General features: G+C 60.3%; 19 protein-coding genes. 5 read left to right on the top strand and 14 right to left on the bottom strand.

Features of this window, described 5'->3' with window-relative positions:
• Window positions 1–105 precede the first annotated feature (105 nt).
• From OPIT5_26380 to OPIT5_26370, 3 genes are all read right to left on the bottom strand, one after another.
• Window positions 106–696 (bottom strand): hypothetical protein, encoded by a 591-nt coding sequence (locus OPIT5_26380; GenBank protein AHF93216.1) that lies wholly within the window; start codon window positions 694–696, stop codon window positions 106–108.
• Between the two features lie 66 nt (window positions 697–762).
• Window positions 763–1,341 (bottom strand): B-box zinc finger, encoded by a 579-nt coding sequence (locus tag OPIT5_26375; GenBank protein AHF93215.1) that lies wholly within the window; start codon window positions 1,339–1,341, stop codon window positions 763–765.
• Window positions 1,342–1,446: 105 nt separating this feature from the next.
• A complete protein-coding gene (locus OPIT5_26370; GenBank protein AHF93214.1) occupies window positions 1,447–2,253 on the bottom strand; it encodes a hypothetical protein in 807 nt (268 codons plus the stop codon).
• Between the two features lie 177 nt (window positions 2,254–2,430).
• Between OPIT5_26370 and OPIT5_26365 the strand changes: the two genes are divergently transcribed.
• The 3 genes from OPIT5_26365 to OPIT5_26355 all read left to right on the top strand — a co-directional run bounded on the left by OPIT5_26365 (window position 2,431) and on the right by OPIT5_26355 (window position 5,007).
• Window positions 2,431–2,739 (top strand): hypothetical protein, encoded by a 309-nt coding sequence (locus OPIT5_26365; protein ID AHF93213.1) that lies wholly within the window; start codon window positions 2,431–2,433, stop codon window positions 2,737–2,739.
• Between the two features lie 40 nt (window positions 2,740–2,779).
• The gene (locus OPIT5_26360) at window positions 2,780–3,379 is read left to right on the top strand and encodes a recombinase RecR (protein ID AHF93212.1); all 600 of its coding nucleotides are present in this window, start codon (window positions 2,780–2,782) and stop codon (window positions 3,377–3,379) included.
• 407 nt (window positions 3,380–3,786) lie between these two features.
• The gene (locus OPIT5_26355; GenBank protein AHF93211.1) at window positions 3,787–5,007 is read left to right on the top strand and encodes an adenylate kinase; all 1,221 of its coding nucleotides are present in this window, start codon (window positions 3,787–3,789) and stop codon (window positions 5,005–5,007) included.
• 83 nt (window positions 5,008–5,090) lie between these two features.
• Here OPIT5_26355 and OPIT5_26350 read toward each other — a convergent pair whose 3' ends face one another.
• The 8 genes from OPIT5_26350 to OPIT5_26315 form a co-directional block, all read right to left on the bottom strand.
• Window positions 5,091–5,795 carry a hypothetical protein gene (locus OPIT5_26350; protein AHF94773.1) on the bottom strand — a complete coding sequence of 235 codons (705 nt, stop codon included), beginning with the start codon at window positions 5,793–5,795 and terminating at the stop codon, window positions 5,091–5,093.
• 233 nt (window positions 5,796–6,028) lie between these two features.
• Window positions 6,029–6,172 (bottom strand): hypothetical protein, encoded by a 144-nt coding sequence (locus OPIT5_26345; GenBank protein ID AHF94772.1) that lies wholly within the window; start codon window positions 6,170–6,172, stop codon window positions 6,029–6,031.
• Window positions 6,173–7,008: 836 nt separating this feature from the next.
• Window positions 7,009–9,729 (bottom strand): hypothetical protein, encoded by a 2,721-nt coding sequence (locus OPIT5_26340; protein AHF94771.1) that lies wholly within the window; start codon window positions 9,727–9,729, stop codon window positions 7,009–7,011.
• A gap of 136 nt (window positions 9,730–9,865) precedes the next feature.
• The gene (locus OPIT5_26335; protein AHF94770.1) at window positions 9,866–10,876 is read right to left on the bottom strand and encodes a hypothetical protein; all 1,011 of its coding nucleotides are present in this window, start codon (window positions 10,874–10,876) and stop codon (window positions 9,866–9,868) included.
• 61 nt (window positions 10,877–10,937) lie between these two features.
• On the bottom strand, window positions 10,938–11,813 hold the full coding sequence (locus OPIT5_26330; GenBank protein ID AHF93210.1) for a type II secretory pathway, pseudopilin PulG: 876 nt from the start codon (window positions 11,811–11,813) through the stop codon (window positions 10,938–10,940).
• 9 nt (window positions 11,814–11,822) lie between these two features.
• Complete coding sequence (locus OPIT5_26325) at window positions 11,823–12,488, bottom strand: hypothetical protein (GenBank protein ID AHF94769.1); 666 nt, start codon at window positions 12,486–12,488, stop codon at window positions 11,823–11,825.
• The gene (locus tag OPIT5_26320) at window positions 12,485–15,556 is read right to left on the bottom strand and encodes a secretion protein (GenBank protein ID AHF93209.1); all 3,072 of its coding nucleotides are present in this window, start codon (window positions 15,554–15,556) and stop codon (window positions 12,485–12,487) included. Before OPIT5_26320 ends, OPIT5_26325 begins: the two co-directional genes overlap by 4 nt.
• Window positions 15,557–15,792: 236 nt before the next feature.
• Window positions 15,793–16,752, bottom strand: a complete 960-nt coding sequence (locus OPIT5_26315; GenBank protein ID AHF93208.1) for a coproporphyrinogen III oxidase — start codon at window positions 16,750–16,752, stop codon at window positions 15,793–15,795.
• A gap of 439 nt (window positions 16,753–17,191) precedes the next feature.
• Here OPIT5_26315 and OPIT5_26310 point away from each other — a divergent pair, with 439 nt between their 5' ends.
• A complete protein-coding gene (locus OPIT5_26310; GenBank protein AHF93207.1) occupies window positions 17,192–18,220 on the top strand; it encodes a LacI family transcription regulator in 1,029 nt (342 codons plus the stop codon).
• Between the two features lie 391 nt (window positions 18,221–18,611).
• Window positions 18,612–18,824 carry an addiction module antitoxin gene (locus tag OPIT5_26305; GenBank protein AHF93206.1) on the top strand — a complete coding sequence of 71 codons (213 nt, stop codon included), beginning with the start codon at window positions 18,612–18,614 and terminating at the stop codon, window positions 18,822–18,824.
• A 315-nt stretch (window positions 18,825–19,139) separates the two neighbouring features.
• Here OPIT5_26305 and OPIT5_26300 read toward each other — a convergent pair whose 3' ends face one another.
• The 3 genes from OPIT5_26300 to OPIT5_26290 all read right to left on the bottom strand — a co-directional run bounded on the left by OPIT5_26300 (window position 19,140) and on the right by OPIT5_26290 (window position 22,495).
• Window positions 19,140–19,454 (bottom strand): plasmid stabilization protein, encoded by a 315-nt coding sequence (locus OPIT5_26300; GenBank protein AHF93205.1) that lies wholly within the window; start codon window positions 19,452–19,454, stop codon window positions 19,140–19,142.
• Window positions 19,444–19,722 (bottom strand): addiction module antitoxin, encoded by a 279-nt coding sequence (locus OPIT5_26295; GenBank protein ID AHF93204.1) that lies wholly within the window; start codon window positions 19,720–19,722, stop codon window positions 19,444–19,446. Before OPIT5_26295 ends, OPIT5_26300 begins: the two co-directional genes overlap by 11 nt.
• A 232-nt stretch (window positions 19,723–19,954) precedes the next feature.
• Window positions 19,955–22,495 carry a glycoside hydrolase family 42 gene (locus OPIT5_26290; GenBank protein AHF93203.1) on the bottom strand — a complete coding sequence of 847 codons (2,541 nt, stop codon included), beginning with the start codon at window positions 22,493–22,495 and terminating at the stop codon, window positions 19,955–19,957.
• Window positions 22,496–22,564 lie beyond the last annotated feature (69 nt).

The raw sequence follows: 22,564 nt of genomic DNA, 5'->3' as shown, positions 1-22,564 counted from the left end.
AGCGCCACCGGCCGCGGGCGCGGAGCGGGAAAATTCGCCGGTGGAGCGTATCCGGGCGACGGAGACGGCGGCAGGGGCGGTGTCGGCGGCGGTGTCATGACGGGCTCAGTTTTCCGGCGTCGCCTGCGCCTGCGCGGCGTTGACCAGGGGCACGACGCGCTCCATGAATCGCCGCACCTGCCGCGCCGAAGCCAGCGGCGCCAGCAGTGCGGTTTGCAGCCGGGTGGCAACGTAAACCCGCCGCGTGCGCCCCATGTTCCATGCGGCAGCGGCTCCCATACCGAGAAAGATGCCCATCATGATCGTCATGGTAATGGTCATCGTCATATTCGACACCTCCGCTTTCTCGCCCGCCAAATAGCGCATCAGGAGAAAAAGCAGCGCGACGAGGACGACCAGCCCCAGCCACACCAGCCAGAGCACCGGCGTCTGCCATGATTTTTCCACGTAAAAGCCGCGGATGTCGCGGAAGTCGAAACGCTGGTATTCCTCGCGCATGCCGGAGCTTCTCACGAGCATCAGGTGCCGGTCGCCGAGCCACAGGCTCGTCGCCATCGCAATCGAACTGCGCGGACGCGCCAGCCGCAAGAACGTCCCGGCGGGTCCGTCGATCCGCGTGTTGCGTCCGTTAACAGCGCCGAAAATGACCGCGATGGCGAAAAAAGCAGCAGGGATGATGAGCAGGGCGAGGAGCATGATGGCGTGCGCGGAGGGGGGCGGAGGTGAAAGGAGGCGCGTTGGCGACTGGACCGGTTGTTCTGGTTATCCGGATACGAGCGACACGAGGAGGATGATCCAGCCGGTGATTTCGCCGGTTGCCAAAACTCCGGCGAGCAGGAACCGCCAGCGCCGGCTCCACCAGCCCCGGCCGCGCAGGAGGCTGCCGGGTTTGTTCCAGCCGTAAATGATCACGCCCAGCGCGGCGGGAGCGGTCAGGCAGGTGAGAAACCACATCAACAACGGCAGTGCGGCCACCATCAGCGCGAGGGTGTCGTAACACACCCGGCTGGAGGCGAGCGCCGCGCCGCTGGTATTGCGTTCCTCGATGCACCGCGGGCAGAGCGTGTCGCCCGAAAACTCCACCGCGCACACCGGGCACAGGAACCGCCCGCAATCGTCGCACACCGCCGCCGCCTGGTTGGTGTCATGATAAAAGCATGACGCCTCGCCCTGTTCCACCACGGCCCGGGCCTGCGCCACGCGGGGACGCCGCCGCAACGAGGGAAAGGGAATCAGCACGCCGGAGCGTGAACACACGGGGCAGGCGCAGCCGGTCTCCGTCACGCCGCGCACGCCGCACAAACCGGCGGCGGCGGAAACCATGCCGAGGCCGGAGACCATCGTGTGCCTGCACTTGGGGCAAATGACGGCGTGGCGAATGGCTGTTTCCGTTTGTGTCACAGGAGGGAGAGCGAGAGGGAAGGGGGAGCGGGACAGTTTGCCGGATCAGTTTTTGTAAGTCACGCGAGTGTCGCACATGTGGTCGTGGAGAGCGCGTTTCTCGCTGTCGAACGCGGCCAGGATGTAGCCGATGCACAGGATGATGCCGCTGACCAGTTTTGCGAAATAACGCCCGAGGATGCGCCCGACCGAGAGCTTTGAACCATCCGCCCGCAACAACCGGATGCCCACCGCCAGCTTGCCCGGCGTGGCGTCGAACTTGCGGATGAAGAATATTTCGTAGGTGATGCCGATGACGAGACCAATGATGAATCCCGCCATCTGGGCCAGTATTTGGGTAACTTGCTGTCCCGGGCCGGCCATGCCGATCAGCAACCCGATGACAAACGAGGGGATGAAGACAATGATCTGGACACAAACACCGTCGATAAACGCCGCCACAAACCGGATCCAGAATCCGGCATAACGCACGTCGCCTGGCCCGCGCTGCCCCACACCTTCGCGCAGGCGCTGGAAAAATTCGTCGCGGTGCGCCGCGCCGATCCACTTGCCCTCGTACTGGATCATCTGGCTTTTCGGGTAGCGTTGCCCGCTGACTGCGCACACGGCAGTATCGGGGTCCGGGGCCGCATCGCCGGCGGGCGCAGCGACGGACGGATTGCCACCGGCCGGAAGCGGGATGGGCGGCGCGGCGGCGGAGACCCCGACCTCCGATGCCGGTCGCCATTCGGACATGCCTTCCCGCCAGACGAGCGTCGAGGGCGTGATGACACCGGAATGGACAAGGTTGTCGAAATCCGCCTGCGGGACGGGTCCCGCCTGCTGGCCGTTATGTGAATAGTACCATTGCATAGGAAAACCGGATGATCCCCGATTGAGGTTACCAACCCGTCCGCGGCAAACGTTTTGTCCGGTATTTCATGGATCACTTGCACTTGGAGCTTGAAGAGCGCGCGGAGGGTTGGCGCGATGGGGGCCTTTTCATCCACCCGAACTGAACACGCTTCAATCCACCAACCACTCCAGCATATGGCCGGCCTCGGAAAAGTTCTCAAACAAGCCCAGAAAATGCAGCGCCAGATCGAGTCGCTCCAGACCCAGATCGAGGCGAAGGAATTCGATATCACCAGCGGCGGTGGCGCCGTGCAGGTGAAAATCAACGGTGCCGGCAAGTTCCTCGGCCTGACCATCGACCCCGAGTTTCTCAAGGAAGATGCCGCCCTCGTCTCCGAGACGATCCTCAACGCCGTGCAGGACGCCGCCAGGCAGGCCAAGGAGTACAACGACACCGAAATGCAGAAAGTGACCTCGGCCTTCTCGATGCCGGGCCTGTTCTGATTCCCGGGAAAAACACCCGGACCCGCCGCCCCTCGGCTTCATGACTCCCGCGTTTGAAAAACTCCAGCAACACCTGAAGCAGTTGCCGGGGCTCGGTTACCGGTCGGCGGAGCGGATCGCCCTGCACCTGCTGGTCGAAAAGCCCGCCCGCCTGTCCGCCCTCGTGCAGGCGCTGGAAGACGCGGCGCGCACCGTGCGGCGCTGCTCGCGCTGCGGCAACCTCGCCGAAGACGAGCTTTGCCCGATCTGCGCCGACCCGACCCGCGATGCCGGCATCGTGTGCGTGGTGGAACACGTGCCCGATCTCGTGGCGATGGAGCGCTCCGGCGCCTGGCGCGGACATTACCACGTGCTCCACGGCAAGCTCTCGCCGATCAACGGCGTAGGCCCCGACGACCTGAATTTCGCCCCGTTGCTGGCACGTGTGGCCGAAGGCGACGTCCGCGAGCTGATTCTCGCCCTCTCCAACGACGTGGAAGGCGAGGCAACCTGCCATTACCTCACGCAACAGATCGCCACGGTGCAGCCCGGCGTGAAGCTGACGCGCATCGGCTTCGGCCTGCCGAGCGGAGCCGGCGTGCTCTACGCCGATTCGGTGACGCTCAGGAGCGCCCTCGAGGCCCGCCGGGACTACCTGTAGCCGTGGCAGAAACCGGAAGGGTAGGCAGGTCAGCAGCACAAAACCGATGCCGGCTCGAAAAAGTGGCCATAAACCAAGACGGGGCCGTCTCAGAGACGGCCCCGTCAGGTCCAGCTTCAACTAACAATCCTGGAAGTCGCACCTCCAGGAATTCCTCAGAAACCTGCAACCAAAAGAACACATACAATGCCTTGATGTTTACCCGATTGCGATTTCGTCAGGCTCGTGAGAGCTTTTTCGTTGTCGCTACCGGACAGAGCATCAGAAGCATGTGGAGTAGGACGTGCGGGGACGAAAAAAGTTCCGCGGATTTTTATCTTTTCGCAAGCCTCTGATCGTGCGGGGATTTCTCTCCGTCCGAAAAACTCCCGAAACAAAAAATGCATTCCCCGTCGTCCATTTCCCTCATGAACACCGCCCGACATTCCACCGAAAAACCTGCGCCTGCCGTCAGCGTCCATCACGATCTCGAGATCAAGGATGCCCAGCTGATCTTCGACAGCGTCTGGCACGCGCTCGAGACCGAGCTCGGCCGCGAGAACCTGCGTTTCCCCAAGGAGATCATTCTCCTCGGCGGCGCTCCCGGTTCGGGCAAGGGCACGAATACCGGCTTCATCCTCAAGGCGCGCGGACTCACCTGCGCTCCGCTCGTGGTCAGCTCGCTGCTCGACACACCCGAGGCGCGCAAGATCAAGGATGCCGGCGGCATGGTCGGCGACCGCGAGGTCGTGGGCCTGCTCATCCGCCATCTGCTGCGGCCCGAGTACCGCGACGGCGTCATCCTCGACGGTTTCCCCCGCACGGAGGTGCAGGTGGAGTGCCTGAAACTCCTCGCCGAAAAAATGCAGGGGCTGCGCCGCGAGTTTTACCGCACGCCGCTCGGCATGCATTTTCGTCAGCCGACGATCCACATCATGGTGCTGTTCGTGGATGAAAAGACCTCCGTCGAGCGCCAGCTCAAGCGCGGCCTGGAGATCAAGAAATACAACGAGGAAGTGCGCCGCACCGGCGTGGGCGAGTTGCAGGAGGAGCGGGCCACGGATTACGACGTGGAGCTGGCGAAACACCGTTACCGCGTGTTCAAGGAACAGACCTGGGAGGCGCTCCAGTCGCTGAAGGAAATTTTCCATTACCACTTCGTCAATGCGCAGGGTTCGATCGCGGAAGTGGAGCAAAACATCCTCAAGGAGCTGCAATACCAGAGCTCGCTCGAACTCGATCCGCTGACGCACGACCGGCTGCGCGCGATCCCGGTGGCCGACGAGCTCATCGTCCATGCGCGGCAGGAACTCGTGAAACGGCTCGACGACTATGAGTTCAACCACGCCGAGCTTTTTGCGAAGGTCGTGGCCTTCATTGAAAAGAAGATCCTGCCGATCGTGCTGCGACACGCGATTTCCGGGGTGGCGCTGATCAACAGCGAGGATTGCCTGCTGGACGATCCGGTGGCGCTGGCGATGCTGATCGACGTCTTTTCCGAGCGCGGTTACCACGCGGTGGTGGACGTGCACCGGATCGAGGTGCCCGACCAGGTGGACCTGACGACCGGCAAGGTCACCAACCGCGTGAAAAAAGTCTTCCGCACGCAGATCCGCTTCCAGGGTTCGGAGATCCGGCGGGGGAACTGAGAGGGAAAAAGAGAAGGAGCGAAACCGGCGGATGGTTTCGCTCTTTTTGTGCTGGGGCCTGCCCTGTCTGCGGAGGGGGCGGGTTATCTGCGTCGGCGCAGGGCCGCAGCACCAACAAGCGCGGGAAGGCCGAGAATGCCGGCCCAGGTGGCGGGCTCGGGGATGGCGATGGAGGCGAGGTCGAGGGTAACGGAAAACTGGCTGGTGCCTCCGCCAGCGAGAACGCCTTGGCCGATGAAGGTGAGGAGATCGCCATTTTCGGTGGCCGAGGTGATGGTTGTGAGCGTTTCCCAGCCGCCGGTGATGAGCTGGTCGGCGACAAGGCCGTCGAGATCATGCACGCCGAAAGCTTCTCCCCAGAAAAAGGCACGATCTCCGACGAAGATGTCGCCAGCGTAGAGCTTGTAGGAGCCGAAGGCGACGCCGCCATCGGTCACGCCGTTGACGATCGAATAGCTGAGTCCGTCGGTGCTGACGGAGATGTCGAAGGCGGTCTGGGTGTCGGTCTCAAAATTGTAAACCCAGGCGGTGCGGTTGGTATCGGCACCGGCGCCGGTTTCGTCGTAACGCTGGGAGTAGCCCCAGACGTAGTCGTAGTCGGAATTGGTCGTGATGAGAGGAAGAGTGACATCGGAGTTTTGGGCTCCAGTGGAGGCACTGGTGAAAGTGCCAACGCCACCCTCATCCCAGAGGCCGAGACGTCTGGTCACGCCGGTGGCGGCGTCCGCGATCCAAGCGGCGTTGCCGAGGTTGTCGGTGCCACTGTAGCGAGTGGAGGTGCCGAGCACTTTACCTTTGTTGAGGAGTGCGACAGCAGCACCACTTCCACTGTCGTTCTTGATGACTGATGACTGATATTGAGTCGAAGAGGTATAGCCTTCGCCCCAGAGGCCGATGCGGTGGGTCTCACCAGTGGCGGCATCGGCCACCCAAGCACCCTGTCCTGCACCGGCACCTGTCTCGTTATTATAACGATTGGAATGACCAGCCCAGTAGCCCGCCTCCGTCAGAGTAATCACGTTTATGCTGCTTTGAACTCCAGTATCTTTTTGAGTAAATTCACCAACTCCAGTTTTATCGTAAAGACCAATACGAGTAATCGCAGCAGCATCTGAAACATGCCCAATCCACAGAGCACCGGACTGACTTGCTGTAGGGGTACCATCTGTAAGAGAATACATCAAAGAATATCCGCCAAAGTAGCCGGAAGAATTCATCATGTGGATTCCACTGTTTTGACTACCGATCGCGCTCGTGCCTTTCGCCTTAGTGAATATACCTTCGGTAAAGCCCACGCGGATAGTTTCACCAGTTGTCGCATTAGCAAGCCAAGCGGTTTGCCCAAGTTGAGTGGTTCCACCGTTGTAACGTCTGGAATAACCGGCAATATAGGTGGCGCCGTTAATTGGTTTTGATATCAAAGTCCCCGACGAATTCACTGAAAATGTCGAGTATTGCTGTGTGGCATTGCTAGTTGGATGGACATAGGTGAATTCTTTAGTGACAGAGTCGGCCTCATCCCAAAAACCGACTCTGTGGCTGCTGATGTTTTCCGCGCTGGCATCCGCAACCCAAGCGGCCTGTCCTGCTCCTCCTGCTGTCACTCCATTATAGTAGTAGCGGTTAGATATTCCATACGCGATACCGCTCTCGGTGAGACCGGAAATAGTACTGTTTTGCATACCATTGGTTGCATGGGTGAACTCGCCGGAGCCAGAGGCGTCCCACAGGCCGACGCGGGTGCCGCTGCCTGTACTGGTGTGCGCAACCCAAGCTGCGTTCCCTCCGTCAAGTCGGATTGTAGTACCTCGCACATATCCGGATTCGGTAGTGGCACCAATATTAGTAGTGGAGGTAAACTCATCGCCGGTGAGTCCGAACGGTGGAATTTCATCGGCAAGGAGCGGAGGAACTGATGGAATGCCAAGTGTGGCGGCTATCAGGCAGGCAGTGATTATACGGACGTGGCTCATGGTTATGCTGGATTGAAGGCTGGCTCCGTCAGCGCCAACGCTGGCGGATGCGATAAGAGATGGCAGCGAGAGCGCTGCCGAGGGACAGGATCAGCGCCCAGGTGGCGGGTTCGGGGATGGCGGAGCCGAGATAGCCGCGGCCAAGGCTGGTCTCGCCAATATTGGGAATTTCGATTGTCGCCAGGAAAAGACCGTTGTCTCCATTCAACATGAGACCGGTACCGGTGATAGTAAACAAGCCGTCCGCGCCGGTGAGGATGCTGTCGATGGTGGAGAGGCTGGCCCAGCCTCCGGCGGCAAGTTCAGCGGCGAGGAGTTCGTTGACGTCCACGGCGCCAAACTCTTCCCCCCAGAAAAACGCCCGGGTATCGACATACGTATTCCCATTATAGGTGTAATAAACACCCCAGGCGATGCCGTCATCGGACATGCCTTTGACTTCGGAATAACTGCGGCCCGTGTCGCTGATGGAAAACGCGAAGGAAACCTGGATTTCGGAGTCGATGTTGAATATCCATGCCGTCTGGCCCTCGTTGCTGGTGGTGTAATTGCCGTTGTAGCGGTAGGAATAGCCCCAGACGTAGCCGGCTGCGACGGAGGCGCCGCCGATGTGGGTGATCTGCTTGCCGTCGCTCCGGGTGTAGATGTTGCCACCGTCCTTGTCCCAAAGGCCAAGGCGAGTGGTCGCGCCGGTGTCGGCCCGGGCGATCCACGAGGCGTTGCCGAGGTTTTCGCCGTTGTTGTCGTAGGTCACGGAATTGCCGAGGACGCGCTCCCGCTGTTTAAAAAGATCGGCGGCGTGGACATTGGGCGATGTCCAGAAGGCGCTGCCTTGCGCGCCGGTAGCGCTGGTGAATTGAGGGTCCTGATAAAGGCCGACCCGCACGGTCTGGGCGGTGTTGGCATTGGCCACCCAGGTGGCTGCGCCCCCGGCGGCGCGTATGGAGGTGCCGGCGACATAGCCCGAGGCAATGCCGAGCAGGTTTTCATAGCGGCTGTCCTGGATGCCGTCGGCGAGCGTGAACTCGGGGCCTTCGTAGAGGCCGATACGGCGGGCGGTGGGGTCGGTGGTGCTGGCCACCCACATGGCGTTGCCTTCGACGCCGGTGGTAGCGCCATAGATCGTGCTGTCGCCGACGAACTGTCCGGAAGCATTCGAACTCCTGACGAGGCTGTATTGGGTGCCGTAGGAGCCACTGCCGGAACCGGCATTCTTGGTGTAGGCACCGGAGCCGGACTCGTCCCAGAAGCCCATGCGAATGGTTTCGCCGGTATTCACGTTGGCGATCCAGGCAGCCTGACCGAGTTGGATGGCTTTGCCGTTGTAGCGTTCGGAATAGCCGTAAACGTAGCCGGTGCGGTCCACGTTGCCGAGGCTGGCAGGCTGAATTTCGCTGTTTTGTTTATCCTTGTTGCTGGTGAATTCGGCTCCCTCCCGGAAACCGACGCGCCGGGTCACTCCGGTGTCGGCGTTGGCCACCCAGGCGGCATGGCCGTATCGGGCGTAGGCCTCGCCGGCGAGCCCGAGGAAACGCACGGACTGGCCGATGACCACGCCGTTTTCCGAGACGCTGCCGAGGGTCGCGTTGGTGTCGGAAAACTGCCGGCCTTCCAAGCTGGTGAATTCGTCGCCCCAGTCTTCCTCCTTCCACAGGCCGACGCGGAGGGTTTCGCCCGTGTGGGTGCTGGTCACCCACATGGCGCGGTTGTAGTCGTCGAGGGCTCCGCCCGTCGTGTGCGTGGAATAACCGGTGACGTAACCCGATTCGGTACGGTTGTAAAATTCGCTGAATTGCGCGCCGCTGGCGGCGGTGTATTCGGAGCCTTGGTAAAGGCCGACGCGGCGGGTTTCATAGCCGTTGGTTTCGGTGCGCTGCCCGGTGTTGGCGATCCAGGTGGCCTGACCGGTTTGTGTCTGGCTGCCGTTGTAAATCCAGGAGGAGCCGATGGCGTAGCCCGCCGAATCGACCGCGCGCACGGTGCTATACTGCTTGCCTTCGCTGCTGGTGAAGGTGCTGGAGGCGGAGTCGGTCGCATCCCAATAGCCGACGCGGACAGTCTCGCCAGTCGCGGCGTTGGCGATCCAGGCCCCGCGGTTGTTGTCCTGGTCGTAGGCGCTGTTCTGCCGGTAGGAGAAACCCGTGATCCAGCCGGACTCGGTCAGACTGGTGATGCCGCTGTGCTGGCGGATGTCGCCAAATTCTCCGCCCCAGAGGCCGATGCGGGTGGTGACGCCGGTGAAGGCATTGGCCACCCAGGCGCCGGAGCCGTTGAAGTAAGGGGTGGTGTCGGCGGGATTCAGCCCGTTGTGGCGGGTGGAGGTGCCGACAATGTAGCCGGAGAGAGTGGGCTGGGTGGCGCCGAAGCCGTAGATGTAACTGCTTTGGGAACCGCTGGCGGAGGTGAACTCGGTGGTGCCGGAGCCGGGCTTGTCCCACAGGCCGATGCGGAACGTTTCGCCGGTGGCGAGATTGGTGCCCCAGGCGGCGTCGCCGTAGGTGAGGCTGCCATCGCCGCCCAGCTTGCGCCCGGACAACCCATAGGCATACAATGCGCCGGGGATGCCATCAATGGAGCCGGACGAGATGCCGCTGGCGTCGGCAAACTCCGGCAGGCCGTAGAGGCCGACGCGGGAGATTTCGTGAGCCGTCGCGGTGGATGAAGACATCGCCGCCGCCGCAAGGGCGAGAGCCAGTGTCGCAGGCGCAAGGCGCGAGGCGGAGGGAGCGGTGTGAGGATGCTTGGTCATGGCAGGTTTCGGAAAAAGGTGTGCGGGGTGGCGGGCGGAGGCAGGAGTTTGGAGGCGAGGGGCCACATGACTCCGAGGGCGGTTTGAGTCCGGGATCATGTGGCTGCGGTCCATCGTATGGCGGCAGGCAGTCGGGTTACGGAACAGGAGTGTAAGTAACCTCGGCGATGCCGGAGCCGTAGGAGTTCACGTAAACGGCGCCGCCGTCGAAAAAGTCGCCGTAGGTTGAAATGTAGCCGCCCCAAAAGGTGAAGGTGCCGATGACCTCGGTCGTGGCACTGGCTGACTTCCACACGAGCAGGCCGCTGCTGCTGCCGTTGTAGGTGACAAAGACATTGAAATCTTCATCCACGGCGATGCCGTTGGCGCCTGTTCCGGAGGGGAGGGGGGCGAGCACGGTGGCATCGGCATAGGTGAGATATTTGTCGCCCGCGCCTCCACCGGCGGTGCCGCCGCCTGGCTGGTCGGCGCGGACGCTGTCGATCTGGGCCTTGGTCCACTTGTAGATGCGCGAGGAGCCGGATGGTTCGTAGCTGGCGTAATAGACATCACCGTTCGAATCGACCGCGACACTGGCCGAGTTGCCCGTCGCCTGGATGAGCACATCGTGATTGCCCGCACCGGTGAGGTCGTAGAGCGCGATCTGGTTGTCCTGGCCGACGCCGCCAGTCCAGATGGCGTTCAGGCCGGAGACGTAAACATCGCCATCATGGACGGCACCGGCGTAAAGCGAATCGAAAACGCCGAGATCAGTCCAGGTGTCGGTGCCTGCGTCATAGCTGTACAGGCCGCTTCCCGACCAGTCGTAGGTGCCGACATAAAAAATATCGTTGTCGGGATCGTAGAGACCAAAGGCATCACCGAAGCCGTTGCTGGCGATCGGAATATCAGGCGTGTAGGTCGCCAGGACTGTGTCGGTACCGTCTGCGGTGCGGATTTCATACTCGTCGCCGTTCCAGTGGTGGAGCTCTTGGTCATAAACGGTGAATCCGCCGTTGACGAGGGAGAGCGTGGGGGTGACGTCCAGTGCCGAATAATCCGCGGTGGTCGTGATGATGGAGCTTTGAGCGCAGAGGGCGGAGGCAAAGCCGAGTCCGAGGGCCAGCAGGCTGGCGCGGGCGAGGGTGCTTGGGCGGGTGTTCTTCATGGCGTTTTGTTGTTTTCGGTTGTTGTTGCTGCGGCGAGAAACCGCAGGAGAGGCGGGCGCGTTATTCGAATTTCCGGTCCGGGCGAGGATTGAACTTTCCGTTATAAAGGAGGGGATCGATATGGCCGATGTTCAGCTTGCGCCAGGTTTCGTCCACATAGGAGGTGTTGACGGTGGGTTTCTCGGCTGTCACGTGGCCGTCGCACCAGGCGATGTGGGCCTTGCCACCGTGCCGGAAGTGGAGCGAGGGAATCAGCTTTGTAGTCGAGGCGGTGGCAGGGCCACGCGGGTAATAAGGTTCGGCAAAGGCATATTCCATGATGCCGTATTTGCCGCGCTCTTCGTCGTTTTTGGGGAAGGCGGTGCTGGCAAACATCAGGATTTGAGAGGGGTTTTCGATTTGGTCCTGGGTATAAGGTTGCGGGTCGTGATAGCCCCCGGTTTCCTCCTCGGAATTGAGCCAGCCGCCGAGGTAGGCCATGTTGTAACCATAACCGCCGCAACCGGTACTTTCCTCGAAGGAGCCTGCGTCGGGTTTGGCGAGGTCCATCGAGGCGAGGACGGGGCAATCTTTGACTTTGCCGCTTTGGCCGAGCCAGGGGGCCAGATAGCCTTTTTCCCCGATGAAGGGATCATCCGGCCCGCCGCTTATGGTTTGGCGTTCTCCATGCCAGCGTTTTTTGTTACTGTGACTCATGGCTGGCACATAGCGACCGCGGTGTTCGGTGGCATAATTGAGGTTGGCGGTAGCGAGCTGACGGAGGTTGCTCATGCTGACGGCGCTGCGCGCCATGCGCCGGGCGGTGGAGAGTCCGGAAAGGACCAGCGCCGCCAGGATGCCGATGATGGCGATGGCCGCCAGCAGCTCGATGAGCGTGAAGGCGCGGTGCGATCTGGAGGGCTCGGAGGCGAACGGAGGTCTGCCGATTGCGCGCATCGGGGTAGGTCAACGGCGACGGAGCCGAAGGGCGAAGCCGAGCACGCCGAGGGCCATAAACGCGGCCACGGTGGCGGGTTCGGGGATGACGTTGTCCAGCGGAGTGCCGGTGAAGGCGACGTGGTCGTTGAGCCAGACTAGTTCATCATCCAAGCTGAGAGAGGTCGGATTTAGCGGAGAGGAGCTCCATTTCCATGTCTCGTTTGAAGACGCAACAACACCATAAGCAGTTGCGGCAGACAGAAGGGATGAATTATAAAACCGGATGGCCAGATATTGACCTTCAGGTGCGATGGCATCAGCTGCAGTAAAAAGCAGAGGGCTGAAATAGAATAAACCCTCTTCGGATCCCTGTTCGTAATCATCACCGATCGAGGTGCGACCTAGGGTGCCGCTACTGGCGTTCAGGCTCCCTTGGCCGGTGAGGGCCACCCATTCGCCTGAAAACAGATTGGCAGCCGTGGATTCGGTGTAGTATCCAAGTTGTATTACGCAGCCGTCCCCGTTGACGAAAGGATTCCCGCCCGAAAGAATCGTGGTTCCGTTAATATCATATAGGAAGACTTCTTGGCCAAATGTCATCCCGGAATCCATGAAAACAGGGATGTCGCCTGTTTGCGCGTTCATGCGCGTCAGCAGCAGGAGAAATACTATTATAATCGGTGATATTTTCATGGTAGGAAGGTAAGCGGAACGTGAAGGAATGATTGTTGCGTCGAGGCCGACGGCCTAGGGCTGAAAAAGATACCCGTTGATAACGGGATAAGTTGGTCGTTCTGCGTTAAACGGGAGCCGGTGCGTCGCCAGTAGCTCCCATCGTGGAAGAACGGAATCCACGCAGTGTCGCTCCACAGTTGCACCGCATCGGCGGAAGCGGTATTTGTCCCTGTCCGCCAGCCGACAAGCTGATCGATGGCAGTCTGTCCGATCGTCAGAACGGTCAGATTAGGCATGGCTATGAAACTACCCACGGACGGCTTTACGTATATTCGTGAATCCGTATCCCGGATACGTCCGATGATCCGCAGCATAAGCGGTGTTGCATTCCTTCTGGTTATGATGAATGCACCGTCAGGCAAAAACACGGTGGTGTTCTGAACGAGGCGAGACCCCGTTCGTCGCCAAGAGGCATTCCCATCGTGGAAGAAAGGAATCCACGCATTGCCGTTCCATAATTGGATATTATCCGCAACGCTTGCCGTTGCGCCCGTCTGAAACGAAACCTCATCTTCCCCGAACAGTGACCCGAGGGTATGCAGCGGGATCACCGTATAGATGTCGCCGGGCTGCATCAAGGCGGTCAGGTCCACGCCATAGGTGACGAGGTTGACGGTGTTGCCGGAGACGGTGTCGATGAAGAAGGTGGCCCCGGAGAGATTGCCAGTGAGGAAGCGCAGGGCGAAGGGCGTGTAGCGGCGGATAATGGGATTTTCCAGCGTGGGGGTTTCGAGGGAATTTTCTCCGGGTATGCCTTCGTCCAGCACGGGGTCGGCCCAAGCTCCGGCGGAGGCCACGGTGACGCTGCTGGCTCCCACGCCGGTGACCGGGCCACGCGCCACCGGCGCACGGTCGAGAGGGATCGAAAAGGCAGCGGTGGCGCCGCCCGCGATGGTGGTGGCGAGCAGGCCTTCGGGCACGGTATGGGTCTCGTCGACTCCGTTGCTGACGTGCAGACGAAGGAAGCGAGGGGAGGCGCCGGCGGAGGCGTTGTCGGTGACGGTCACGCGCTGCGCGACTTTGCCGGGGTTGACGGCGACGGTGGTCCAGGTCTGGAGGTCGTCGCTTCCCTGCACGGTGTAGGTGATGTCGTCGCGCTGGCGGAAGAAGGTGAGGGTGAGCCGCCCGTCTTCTGACAGGCCGGAGGCGGGCAGGATGCCGACACTCTGGGTGAAGGGACCGCCGGAGAGGGCGTATTCAACGAGGTTGGGGATGCCGTCCTGATCGGGGTCGGCGTAAGGTCCGCTGACGGAAGCATCTTCCAGCTCCGCCGCGTTGAAGTTTTCCGTTCTCCAGATCGCCCAGGTCGTGGATTCGTGGAGCTGGTGACGCACGCCGACGGCGTCGAGATCGAAACCGCCCTGCCAGAAAGGAGTGGGCCAGGGATCGGTGATGATGTTGCCTTCGGAATCGTAGCTGGCGCATTCTTCCAGGAGTCCGGGGACGTCTCTGGCGTAAACGTAGTCATAAATGGGGTAGCCGGTGACCATGTCATAGCCGATGATTTCGCTGGCGACCACAGAATTGCCGTTGATGCCAACGACGTCCACAACCCGGACATGGGTGATGCGGTCGAGATTGACGAGAGGGGATTCGCCCTGGGTCTCGGGGAGATCCTTCAGGTCGTCGAGGTCGAAGGGGGTGCCGTAGCCGAGAATGTATTTGCCGGCGAGGTTGTGAAGGGTGCTGGCCGGGGTGGTGGCGAAGCCGGTGCCGCCGGCATAGTTGGCGTCGTTATAGGGACGGGTGAGGGAAATGGAAGGGAAGCGGATGAAGTTTTCCCCGTCGGAGCTGACCTCGACATGAGCGAGCTCCAGCCAGGCCATGGACTCGGTGGCGTTGAAGTTGGTGTAGTCGATAAAACCGTTTTCGAAGACGGCGAAATCCCAGCCTTCGCCATTGGTGATGGGCTTGTCGAAGGTGAGCGTGATATGGCCGCCATCGCCGAGGGAGACGACTTCGTAGGGGTTGTTGGGGTTGGCGGCGGAGGACGCTCCCAGCGCATCCTCGGCACGGCCAAAGGTGGCTTTGGCAGAGGTATTGCCGTTGTTGGTATAGGTAAGGGTGGGGTCGGTGATCTGGATGTAGCCGCGATTCAGTTCGGCGACACCGGTGGCCCAACCGACGAACTCGGGGCTGGCTCCGGGGATGGGGGGACGGTCCCAGGCGGGATCGAAAACGTCGTGTTCGGAGCCGGAACCAACCTGGCCGTTGAAGTAGCGCATTTCCCAGGAGAGAAGCGGTTCGCGCTCGAAGAGAATGGCGGGGGTATTGGCGGTGGCGGGAGTGAGGATAAGGGTGATGCCGCTGGGGACGGTGTTCTGATTTTTGTTGGTGTAAAAGTAGTAATCGAGCGAGGTGTTGACGAACTCCGTGAGTGCCGCGCCGGTGAGAGTCACCGTGCTGCCGGGCTGAAGGTTGGCAGTGTCGAGCGTGATGGAGCCGAGCAGGGTGGTTTTGGCCGTGTTAAGATTGATGGCGGAGGAAACGCTGTTGCCTTCGATGGTGATCCAGGTGTCTGCCTCGGGGTCGGGAGTGCGGGCGTGATTGGTGAGACCGTAAACATTGAAGGTAATCGCGCCGGATGAGGGGAGGGGAGTGGTATTGATGGCGTGCAGGTCGGCGTGAAGCGTGAGGCGGAGGGTGACGGCGGAAACGGTGCGGCGGTAGGGAATCAGCATGTGATCCTCCACGAAGTTTTCATCCTGAAAGGGGATGGATAGCCACGCCTTGTAGTTGGCTGTGTCGATGGCTCCGGATCCTTCGGGCGGGTGGTAATCGCGCTTGCCGACAAGAATTCCGCCGGGAATGAGGCCCGGCGTGTTTTTCAGCGTGTCGCTGTCGGCGACGTTGACGTTGATTTCGAAAGGATACGAGGAGGAGACGGCCCCGGAAGCGGATGGTATCTGAAAGCATGCCGCCACGGCGAGCCACAGGAAAAATAGAGAGGAACTGCCCTGAAAACGGAACGTCTTGCGGGCAATATGCCGGAATCTTCCTGCAGTGGTGGCAAGGTCGTCCGACAAAACTCTGGGCTCTGATTGTGGCATGATTATGCCAAATTTTCTAAGACAAATCCAAAGCGGGCAAACGTATTTTCGGCATTCCAGTGCCAAAAATAAGACAGATTGCTTGGCAAGGCAATGTGCTCTTATCGGCAAAGGAGGTCTTGCCGGAAACAGAGTGGGGTCGGTCGGTTCAGGCGTATGTGTCCGATAGCATGAGTCGGATTAACCCGAATATGACCGACGGGGGGGCGGTGTTATTTCACCCAGTCGCGCGGCGGCAGGAAATCCGTGAGCAGCCGGGCTTCGGGCGAGCCGGAGTCGGGGGTGTAGTTGTACTTGAACGACACGAGCGGGGGCAGGCTCATCAGGATCGACTCGGTGCGGCCGCCGCTTTGCAGGCCGAAATGGGTGCCGCGGTCCTGCACGAGGTTGAACTCCACGTAACGGCCGCGCCGATACAGTTGCCAGTCGCGTTCGCGAGCCTTGTACGGGTGCGTCTTGCGGCGGGCGACGATGGGGAGATACGCGGGCAGGTACGCATCGCCTACGGCGCGCAAAAGGGCGAAGGCCTTGGGAAAATCCGGGGTGTTGAAATCATCGAAAAACAGGCCGCCGATGCCACGGGATTCGCTGCGGTGCCTGATAAAAAAATAGTCGTCGCAGGCTTTTTTGAAACGCGGGTAAAGGTCGTCGCCGAAAGGGGAGACGGCCGCGCGGGCGGTGCGATGCCAATGGACGGCATCGTCCTCGAAACCGTAATACGGTGTCAGGTCGAACCCGCCGCCAAACCACCAGACAGGCGCGGGACCGTCGGGGTCGGCGACAAAGAAGCGGACGTTGGCATGGCTGGTCGGCACATACGGGTTGCGCGGATGAATGACGAGGGACACACCGAGCGCCTGCCAGGTTTTTCCGGCAAGCTCGGGGCGGTGCGCCGTGGCGGAGGGCGGGAGTTTCGTCCCGTGGACGTGAGAAAAGGCAACCCCGCCTTTTTCGAAGACTGCACCATCGGCGATAACGCGGGTGCGCCCGCCGCCGCCTTCGGGGCGTTTCCAGTTGTCCTCGATGAAGCGGGCGGATGCGGGAGCAGAGGAGAGGGTGGGAAGAAGGGAGGGGGAGACAGCCGTTTCCTCGGCTTCAAGCCCGCGGCAGATGCGGTTCTGTAGATCGCGCAGGTACTTTTTGACGGAGGGAAGATCGATGGTGGCAGGCATGACGGAAAGTGAAAGGGGCGAACATTGAATCCTGAAGGGAGGTTTTGAAAATTCATTTTTGAACAGAAGGAAACGAAGGGAACGAAGATAAAAACAAAGAGGATTTTGAGTCGGAACACATTTGTTGAAAAATGTTATAAATTAAATAAACGACAAATGCTCTTGGTTGTTCTTCGTTTTCTTTGTTATCTTTTGTTCAATTTTCAGAAGTCCCCTGAATGCGGCGCGGATGGCAGTCAGGATCGCAGGACATTCTTACACAAAGGGCGCGAAGGCCACGAAGGCCGGGCGGCAAAGAAATCTCTGTCCTCTTCTTTCCGGAGCTTTGCGTCCTTCGCGGGCTTTGGGTAAAAACGGTTTTGGGGAGGCAGAAGCCGGAGCGGTTCATAAGCATTGCGCCCGGGGGATTTTGTCGTGGAATGGGTGGTCTCGTTCACGGATGAAACCGAAACCGCTTACCATCACCGCTCTGGCCCGTCACTTAAACCTTTCAATCGCGACAGTCAGCTATGCGCTCAACGGGCGGGGGCGCGAAATGAAGATCCCCGAGGCCACGATTGCGCGGGTGAAGGCGGTGGCGGACGAAATGGGCTACCAGCCGAATTTTTTCGCGCACAACCTGCGTCGCCAGAAAACGGATACCATCGGCGTGATCTTTGCCGATCTGGAAGAAAACTGGGCGCATCGGGTATTGCGCGGCATGACCGGCGTGTTTGACGAAGCAGGTTACACGCCGATCCTGGGCGTGCATTTCTGGGACAAGGCGCGGGAGGAGCGCGAGGTGATGTCGTTTTTGCAGCGGCGGGTGGATGCGCTGATCTGTTTTCCGCAGCCGGAGAGCCGCGAGCTTTACGCCTCGCTGATCGCGCAAAAGACAAAACTGCTGCTGCTCGGCGACACGCTGCCGGACTTGCCGGAAGCGAACTATGTGGCGTGGGATTCCGGCGAGGCCGCCCGGGCGGTGATGCGGCATCTGATTGCCGCGGGGCGAAAAAAAATCGCGTTCGTGGGGCCGGATCATCGCACGGCCATGACGCTGGCGCGTTACGAGGCGTACTGCGGGTGCCTGGCGGAAGCGGGGCTGCGGTTGCGCGAGGACTGGGTGATCTGGGAAAAATCCGGTGTGGTGCCGACCGAGGCCGTGACGCGGCTGTTGCTGGAGCCAAAGGTTGCGAACGAGAAGCCCGACGCGCTTTTTGTGGTGAACGATGGTCTCGCGCTGCCGTTGCTGGAGGCGCTGGACAAGATCGAGATCAGGATTCCCGACCAGGTGGCGATTGCCTCGATGGGCGACCTGTTTCTCAGCGGCCATCGCGCCATTGGCCTGACGAGCGTGCATGAGCCGTGCGAGGAACTGGGCGCGGAGCTGGCGAAGGCGGCGCTGGCTCTGATCAAAAGGCCGAGGGCCAAGCCGGTGCAGTTGCGCATCCCGGGCAACACACTGGAGCGGCGGCGGACGGCGCCGTGATGAGGGGGGCGGGGGGGCTCCATGTTTTGGATAACGCCAGGATCGAAGCATTGCTGCGGGATTTGTCGTGAGATAATGGAAGGGGGCAAATTACTTGAAGAGGGGGATAAACGGAGTAATTTGGAGGTATGAAAACATCTGCCGCCCGCCCGGAGTCTGCTTCCTTTTCCGAAGCTTTGCGGGAGGGGATTGCCCTACAGTCGCGCTTTGTGCCAGAGCCTCGTTTCAAGCTTACGGGGGTTGGCTTCATGCGGAGTGCCGGTGTGGCTGAAATCCATGCCGCCAAATTGAAAGACAAAGCGGTGGCGGGAGCCTGAACTATGCGGCAGAACCGTGAGTGAGCGGGCATTCCGGATTGCCAATTTTGGCGTTATGGCGGATGCTGCCGACCGTGAATGCCGTCCTTGCCGCCGAAATCAGCCGTCTTTCGCCCACTGAAAAAATCCTGCTTGTGGAGGACATTTGGGATCAGATCGCTGCAGATGGAGACGCCCTGCCGCTGCCCGCTACGCATCGCGCCGAACTGGACCGCCGCCTTGCCTCCGACGCCAGCGATCCCGGCCGTCCATGGAGCGAAGTCAGGGATGAACTTCTGCGTCGTTAACCGGCGCGTGGGTCGTTGCCATGCCCCCGTGTTGCTCGCACCGGTTCACAATGGCGTGCGCCGGGCCTTTGCCAGACGCTTTCCCTACTCCGTTTACTACGTTTGCGACGCACCCGACACCCAACGAGTGATCGCGATTCTCCACACGGCAATGGATGTCACCCGGCTCGACGAACGGCTGGAGTAAGCGTCGCCGCGATTCGGGTCGAACTATCCGAACATCTACAAGCAACGGCCTGACTCCCTGCGGATTTCCCCACAACAGGAGGGATTTTTACGCGAAAAACATCAACCTCAAGTTACCACGATGCCAGTTTACCCGGAACGGGCGTCTTCGCGCAGGCGAGCGGGGATGTCCATGTTTTCGTGCAGGATGCTGATTACGCCAAGTGTTCCGCCCGACAACTCGCGGAAAAAAATGTAGTGGTGGCGATGACGGACAAAAAAGACGCCGGGCAAGGTGCGCTCACGGAGCGGACGCCAGCGGTGACGTTCGTCCCCGGCAAGGTTGGCGGCATCGACGAGTTCGCGGATGTAGGCGTCCGCTTGTTTCTCTCCCCAGATGCGCTCCGTGTAGTTCCAGATTTCCAAGAGCCGGGTTTGAGCCGCGCGGTAGATTTTAGCGGGCATTGACGGACGACTTCCGGCGGCTTCTGGCCTGGGCGATCACGTCGTCGGCATTGAGCGGAATGAACGCGGATTCGTCGGCTTCAACCCCCGCTTTGAGTTCCTGACGGAGGGCGTGCCATTTACGTTGTTCTTCGTGTTCGTAGTCGCGGCGAACGAGGTCGCGGATGTATTCGCTGGCCGAGCTGTAAAGGCCCGCCTCGCCATTGACGCGGTTCTGGATGAATCGCTGGAGTTCCCCTGCAAACCGGACATTGATACCTTCTGCCATAATGCGACAAGGATGCGGAATGTCCCACAAGATGTCAACTATGTGGGACAAATGGGTGAGTTGTGCAGGAGGTGAAAAAACAGAAATCCTCGCCATTACCACGGTTTGTGCTGCTCGACGGCGCCGCTGTCGGAATTGTCGATTTTGCAGGTGCGAGGGAATAGAGCGAAAGTGCTCTGGAGGCGCAGTGGTAACCTGAGGCGAATGGCATTCGCAGCAGGAGGGCTGTGATTTATTCGGTGGCGAGCAGGGGCGGGAGCATGTCGTTCAGTTTCCGGTGCTGGTGGACGATGCCGTCGAGGTAGTCGCGGTAAGGCTGGCCTTCGGGGTTGACCATGCCCCAGTTGGAGCGCTCGCCTTCGGTGGAATCCATCCAGCTGAACAGGGCGAAGCCCACCACGAAGGGGCATTCGCGGAGAATCTGGTCGAGAACCTTGCCGTATTCTTCACCGCGGCGTTTTTGCGTGGCGAGCTTGCCTGTGGGGCTGGGGCTGCTTTCCGAATCGAGACCTTGCGAACCGAATTCCGAAATGATCATGGGTTTGCCGGTCACCTGCCACGCGAGTTTCATCCGGTCGATCTGGGTTTGGGTGTATTCGCCGCTGTCCCAGCGATCCATGGGGTAGGCATTCCAGCCGATAATGTCGTAGTCCTTCCATGCCGCGAGGACTTCAACCGTGGCCCCTCCCATGAAGCGGTTGGTAGCGACGAGCTTGCCCGGCATGATCCGCCGGACTTCCTTGAGGACATAGTTCGCGTATTCCTGCACGACGAGCATCGCGAAATCATAAAAATCACGATCCATCGCAGGCGTGTCGGCTGTAGGGGATTTTTGGGTGTGATTCAGTCCCTTGGACTTTTCGCGAACGGGGGCGGGTTTTTTGACAAGGATGTCATCGAAGCTCGAAAGGCGGGCGGCTTTTTTATCGGGAGCGGCACCAAACCAGGCACGATTGAGATCATCAATTGTCCGGTAACGCTCGCGCAGCCAGCCGACGAATTGCTTCCCCGCTGCATCGGAATAGACGTAACCGACGACCGAGGCGTTGTGGAGAGCACCATCGAGGGAAAGTTCGTTGTCCACGAAAACGCCGATAATGGAGTCATCTTTCCATTTGGCCGCCTGATTTTCCAGCTTCTCGCTAAAACTGCTTCGCCAGGAGGGATCAAAGGGGTCCGGCATTCTGGCCGTCTTGCCATCTTTATTACGAAGTTTTGGCGACGCCAAGCCGGACGCGCCCAGAAAACGGAAGGAGGACATGCCGAGCGTCTTGGCGTGTTTGTAGTGCTCTTCGTGAAAGCTGACACTGAGAGAATTAAACCCGAGGCGCTTGATGGCATCGACGTCGTGAGCGGTCCAGTCCGCTTCGGTTTTATAGGTGTTATAGATATGCCTGGAGTAGCGGTAGGCCCAGCGGGGATGGACATAGTCGGTCTGGGTGGTGAGGAGAAAAAACGGCGCGCCGGTTGGGTCGATAATACTCCAGCGTTGGCCGACCTTTTTAATGTTCCATGTTCCCGGAATGATGCGGGGGCGAAGCACATCGGCAGTGTGTTCCATTTGCGGAAACGCATCGAGGGGGGCGGATAGATAAGAGCGGGTATCCCAGGGACGGGGAATGAGGAGGGGATAGATATCGACCGGGCTCTTGAAGCGACGGGAATCACTGGATGGGAGGCTGCCGAGATCTTCGCAGGGGGTGGATGTGGCGGCGTCCAGGGCGGGAGAGGGAATGGTTGCCCAAGTGGCATCGCTGATGACAACATGGCGCTCGTTGTTATCTTGCCAGCCAAGCGCGAAAACGAGTTCGGGAGCGGTGTGCGGGGAGCTGACGGAGACCCGGATGATGTTTTTACCGGGAACCAGATATTCCCCGACGGGGATTTCACGCGCAAGGGGCAGGAACCGGTTGCCCTGGGGCCAGCGTTCCATGTCGATGTGGTTGTAGCCGCCGCGGCCTGCCTCGCGGTCGTTGATGGTCAGCGTGAAGTCGCCATCGGCCATGATCTGGCACCAGGCGTTTTTGTCGGTGTTGGCGATTTCAATCTCCTTTGCGAAAACCGGTTGGGCATCAGGCCGGGCCGGGCGGATCACACGGGGGATCGGGAGGGGCATGGTGGCACGACGGGTAATCGTGATCCGGGCGATTTCGATCTCGATGCCTCCGCTTCTGGTGGCGCTGAAGGTGAGCGTCGGGTTTTTGATGTCGCGCACATCGCGCAGGCGCCAGAGATCGCCTCCCACCATATCGGCGAAGGCTATCTCCTCGCTGACCCACCGGCCTTTCCGGATTGCCCGGGTGGCTATGGAGGGCTGTTTTTCATTGGTTGTGAACGAGCGGAGTGCAGAACTCTCCGGGACATAATAATCGAAAGCCAATGTCGTGCCTTCGACGGGATAGGTGCCGGGGAGGGTGAGGATAAGCCACCAGTTTTTGGTGGTGATTTTGTTGACGCGGGCAATGTCGGTCCGGGCCAGGGCTGGAGTGGTTTTTTCCTGACGGGCTCCACCACTCGCGGAGAGTTGCAAGGGGGCTGGAGAGGCGTCGGGGGAAGCGGCGTCGTAGTCAAGGAGGACATGCGTTTCGGCGATATTGACCGAACGGGGGGTGCCGGAGTCGGGAGTGCCTTTCGCGTGGGTCTCGACTTCCTGGACTGCGGCTATCTGGGAGAATGACAGTGTGGCGGTAAGAGCAAGGCTTAGAGCCAAAAAAGAAAAACGGGGCGGGGAATAAGATGGGAGGAAAATGCGGGTATAAGGAAAAAGGACCATGATGAAGAAGGGGGATTTTGCGCGGGCGGTTGATGGTAACCGTCCGAAGCCTGAGAGCGTTGGATTTGG

The sequence above is a fragment of the Opitutaceae bacterium TAV5 genome (assembly GCA_000242935.3).
GTDB lineage: Bacteria > Verrucomicrobiota > Verrucomicrobiia > Opitutales > Opitutaceae > Geminisphaera.
Note: the sequence above shows the minus strand (reverse complement) of the source record. Positions and strands in the feature narration are given on the sequence as shown.

Bases quoted from the DNA above. Each gene is read 5' to 3' on its own strand.
- OPIT5_26380 (AHF93216.1), bottom strand. From the start codon at position 696: ATGCTCCTCGCCCTGCTCATCATCCCTGCTGCTTTTTTCGCCATCGCG.
- OPIT5_26375 (AHF93215.1), bottom strand. From the start codon at position 1,341: ATGGTCTCCGGCCTCGGCATGGTTTCCGCCGCCGCCGGTTTGTGCGGC.
- OPIT5_26370 (AHF93214.1), bottom strand. From the start codon at position 2,253: ATGCAATGGTACTATTCACATAACGGCCAGCAGGCGGGACCCGTCCCG.
- OPIT5_26365 (AHF93213.1), top strand. From the start codon at position 2,431: ATGGCCGGCCTCGGAAAAGTTCTCAAACAAGCCCAGAAAATGCAGCGC.
- OPIT5_26360 (AHF93212.1), top strand. From the start codon at position 2,780: ATGACTCCCGCGTTTGAAAAACTCCAGCAACACCTGAAGCAGTTGCCG.
- OPIT5_26355 (AHF93211.1), top strand. From the start codon at position 3,787: ATGAACACCGCCCGACATTCCACCGAAAAACCTGCGCCTGCCGTCAGC.
- OPIT5_26345 (AHF94772.1), bottom strand. From the start codon at position 6,172: ATGGTACCCCTACAGCAAGTCAGTCCGGTGCTCTGTGGATTGGGCATG.
- OPIT5_26340 (AHF94771.1), bottom strand. From the start codon at position 9,729: ATGACCAAGCATCCTCACACCGCTCCCTCCGCCTCGCGCCTTGCGCCT.
- OPIT5_26335 (AHF94770.1), bottom strand. From the start codon at position 10,876: ATGAAGAACACCCGCCCAAGCACCCTCGCCCGCGCCAGCCTGCTGGCC.
- OPIT5_26330 (AHF93210.1), bottom strand. From the start codon at position 11,813: ATGCGCGCAATCGGCAGACCTCCGTTCGCCTCCGAGCCCTCCAGATCG.
- OPIT5_26325 (AHF94769.1), bottom strand. From the start codon at position 12,488: ATGAAAATATCACCGATTATAATAGTATTTCTCCTGCTGCTGACGCGC.
- OPIT5_26315 (AHF93208.1), bottom strand. From the start codon at position 16,752: ATGCCTGCCACCATCGATCTTCCCTCCGTCAAAAAGTACCTGCGCGAT.
- OPIT5_26310 (AHF93207.1), top strand. From the start codon at position 17,192: ATGAAACCGAAACCGCTTACCATCACCGCTCTGGCCCGTCACTTAAAC.
- OPIT5_26300 (AHF93205.1), bottom strand. From the start codon at position 19,454: ATGCCCGCTAAAATCTACCGCGCGGCTCAAACCCGGCTCTTGGAAATC.
- OPIT5_26295 (AHF93204.1), bottom strand. From the start codon at position 19,722: ATGGCAGAAGGTATCAATGTCCGGTTTGCAGGGGAACTCCAGCGATTC.
- OPIT5_26290 (AHF93203.1), bottom strand. From the start codon at position 22,495: ATGGTCCTTTTTCCTTATACCCGCATTTTCCTCCCATCTTATTCCCCG.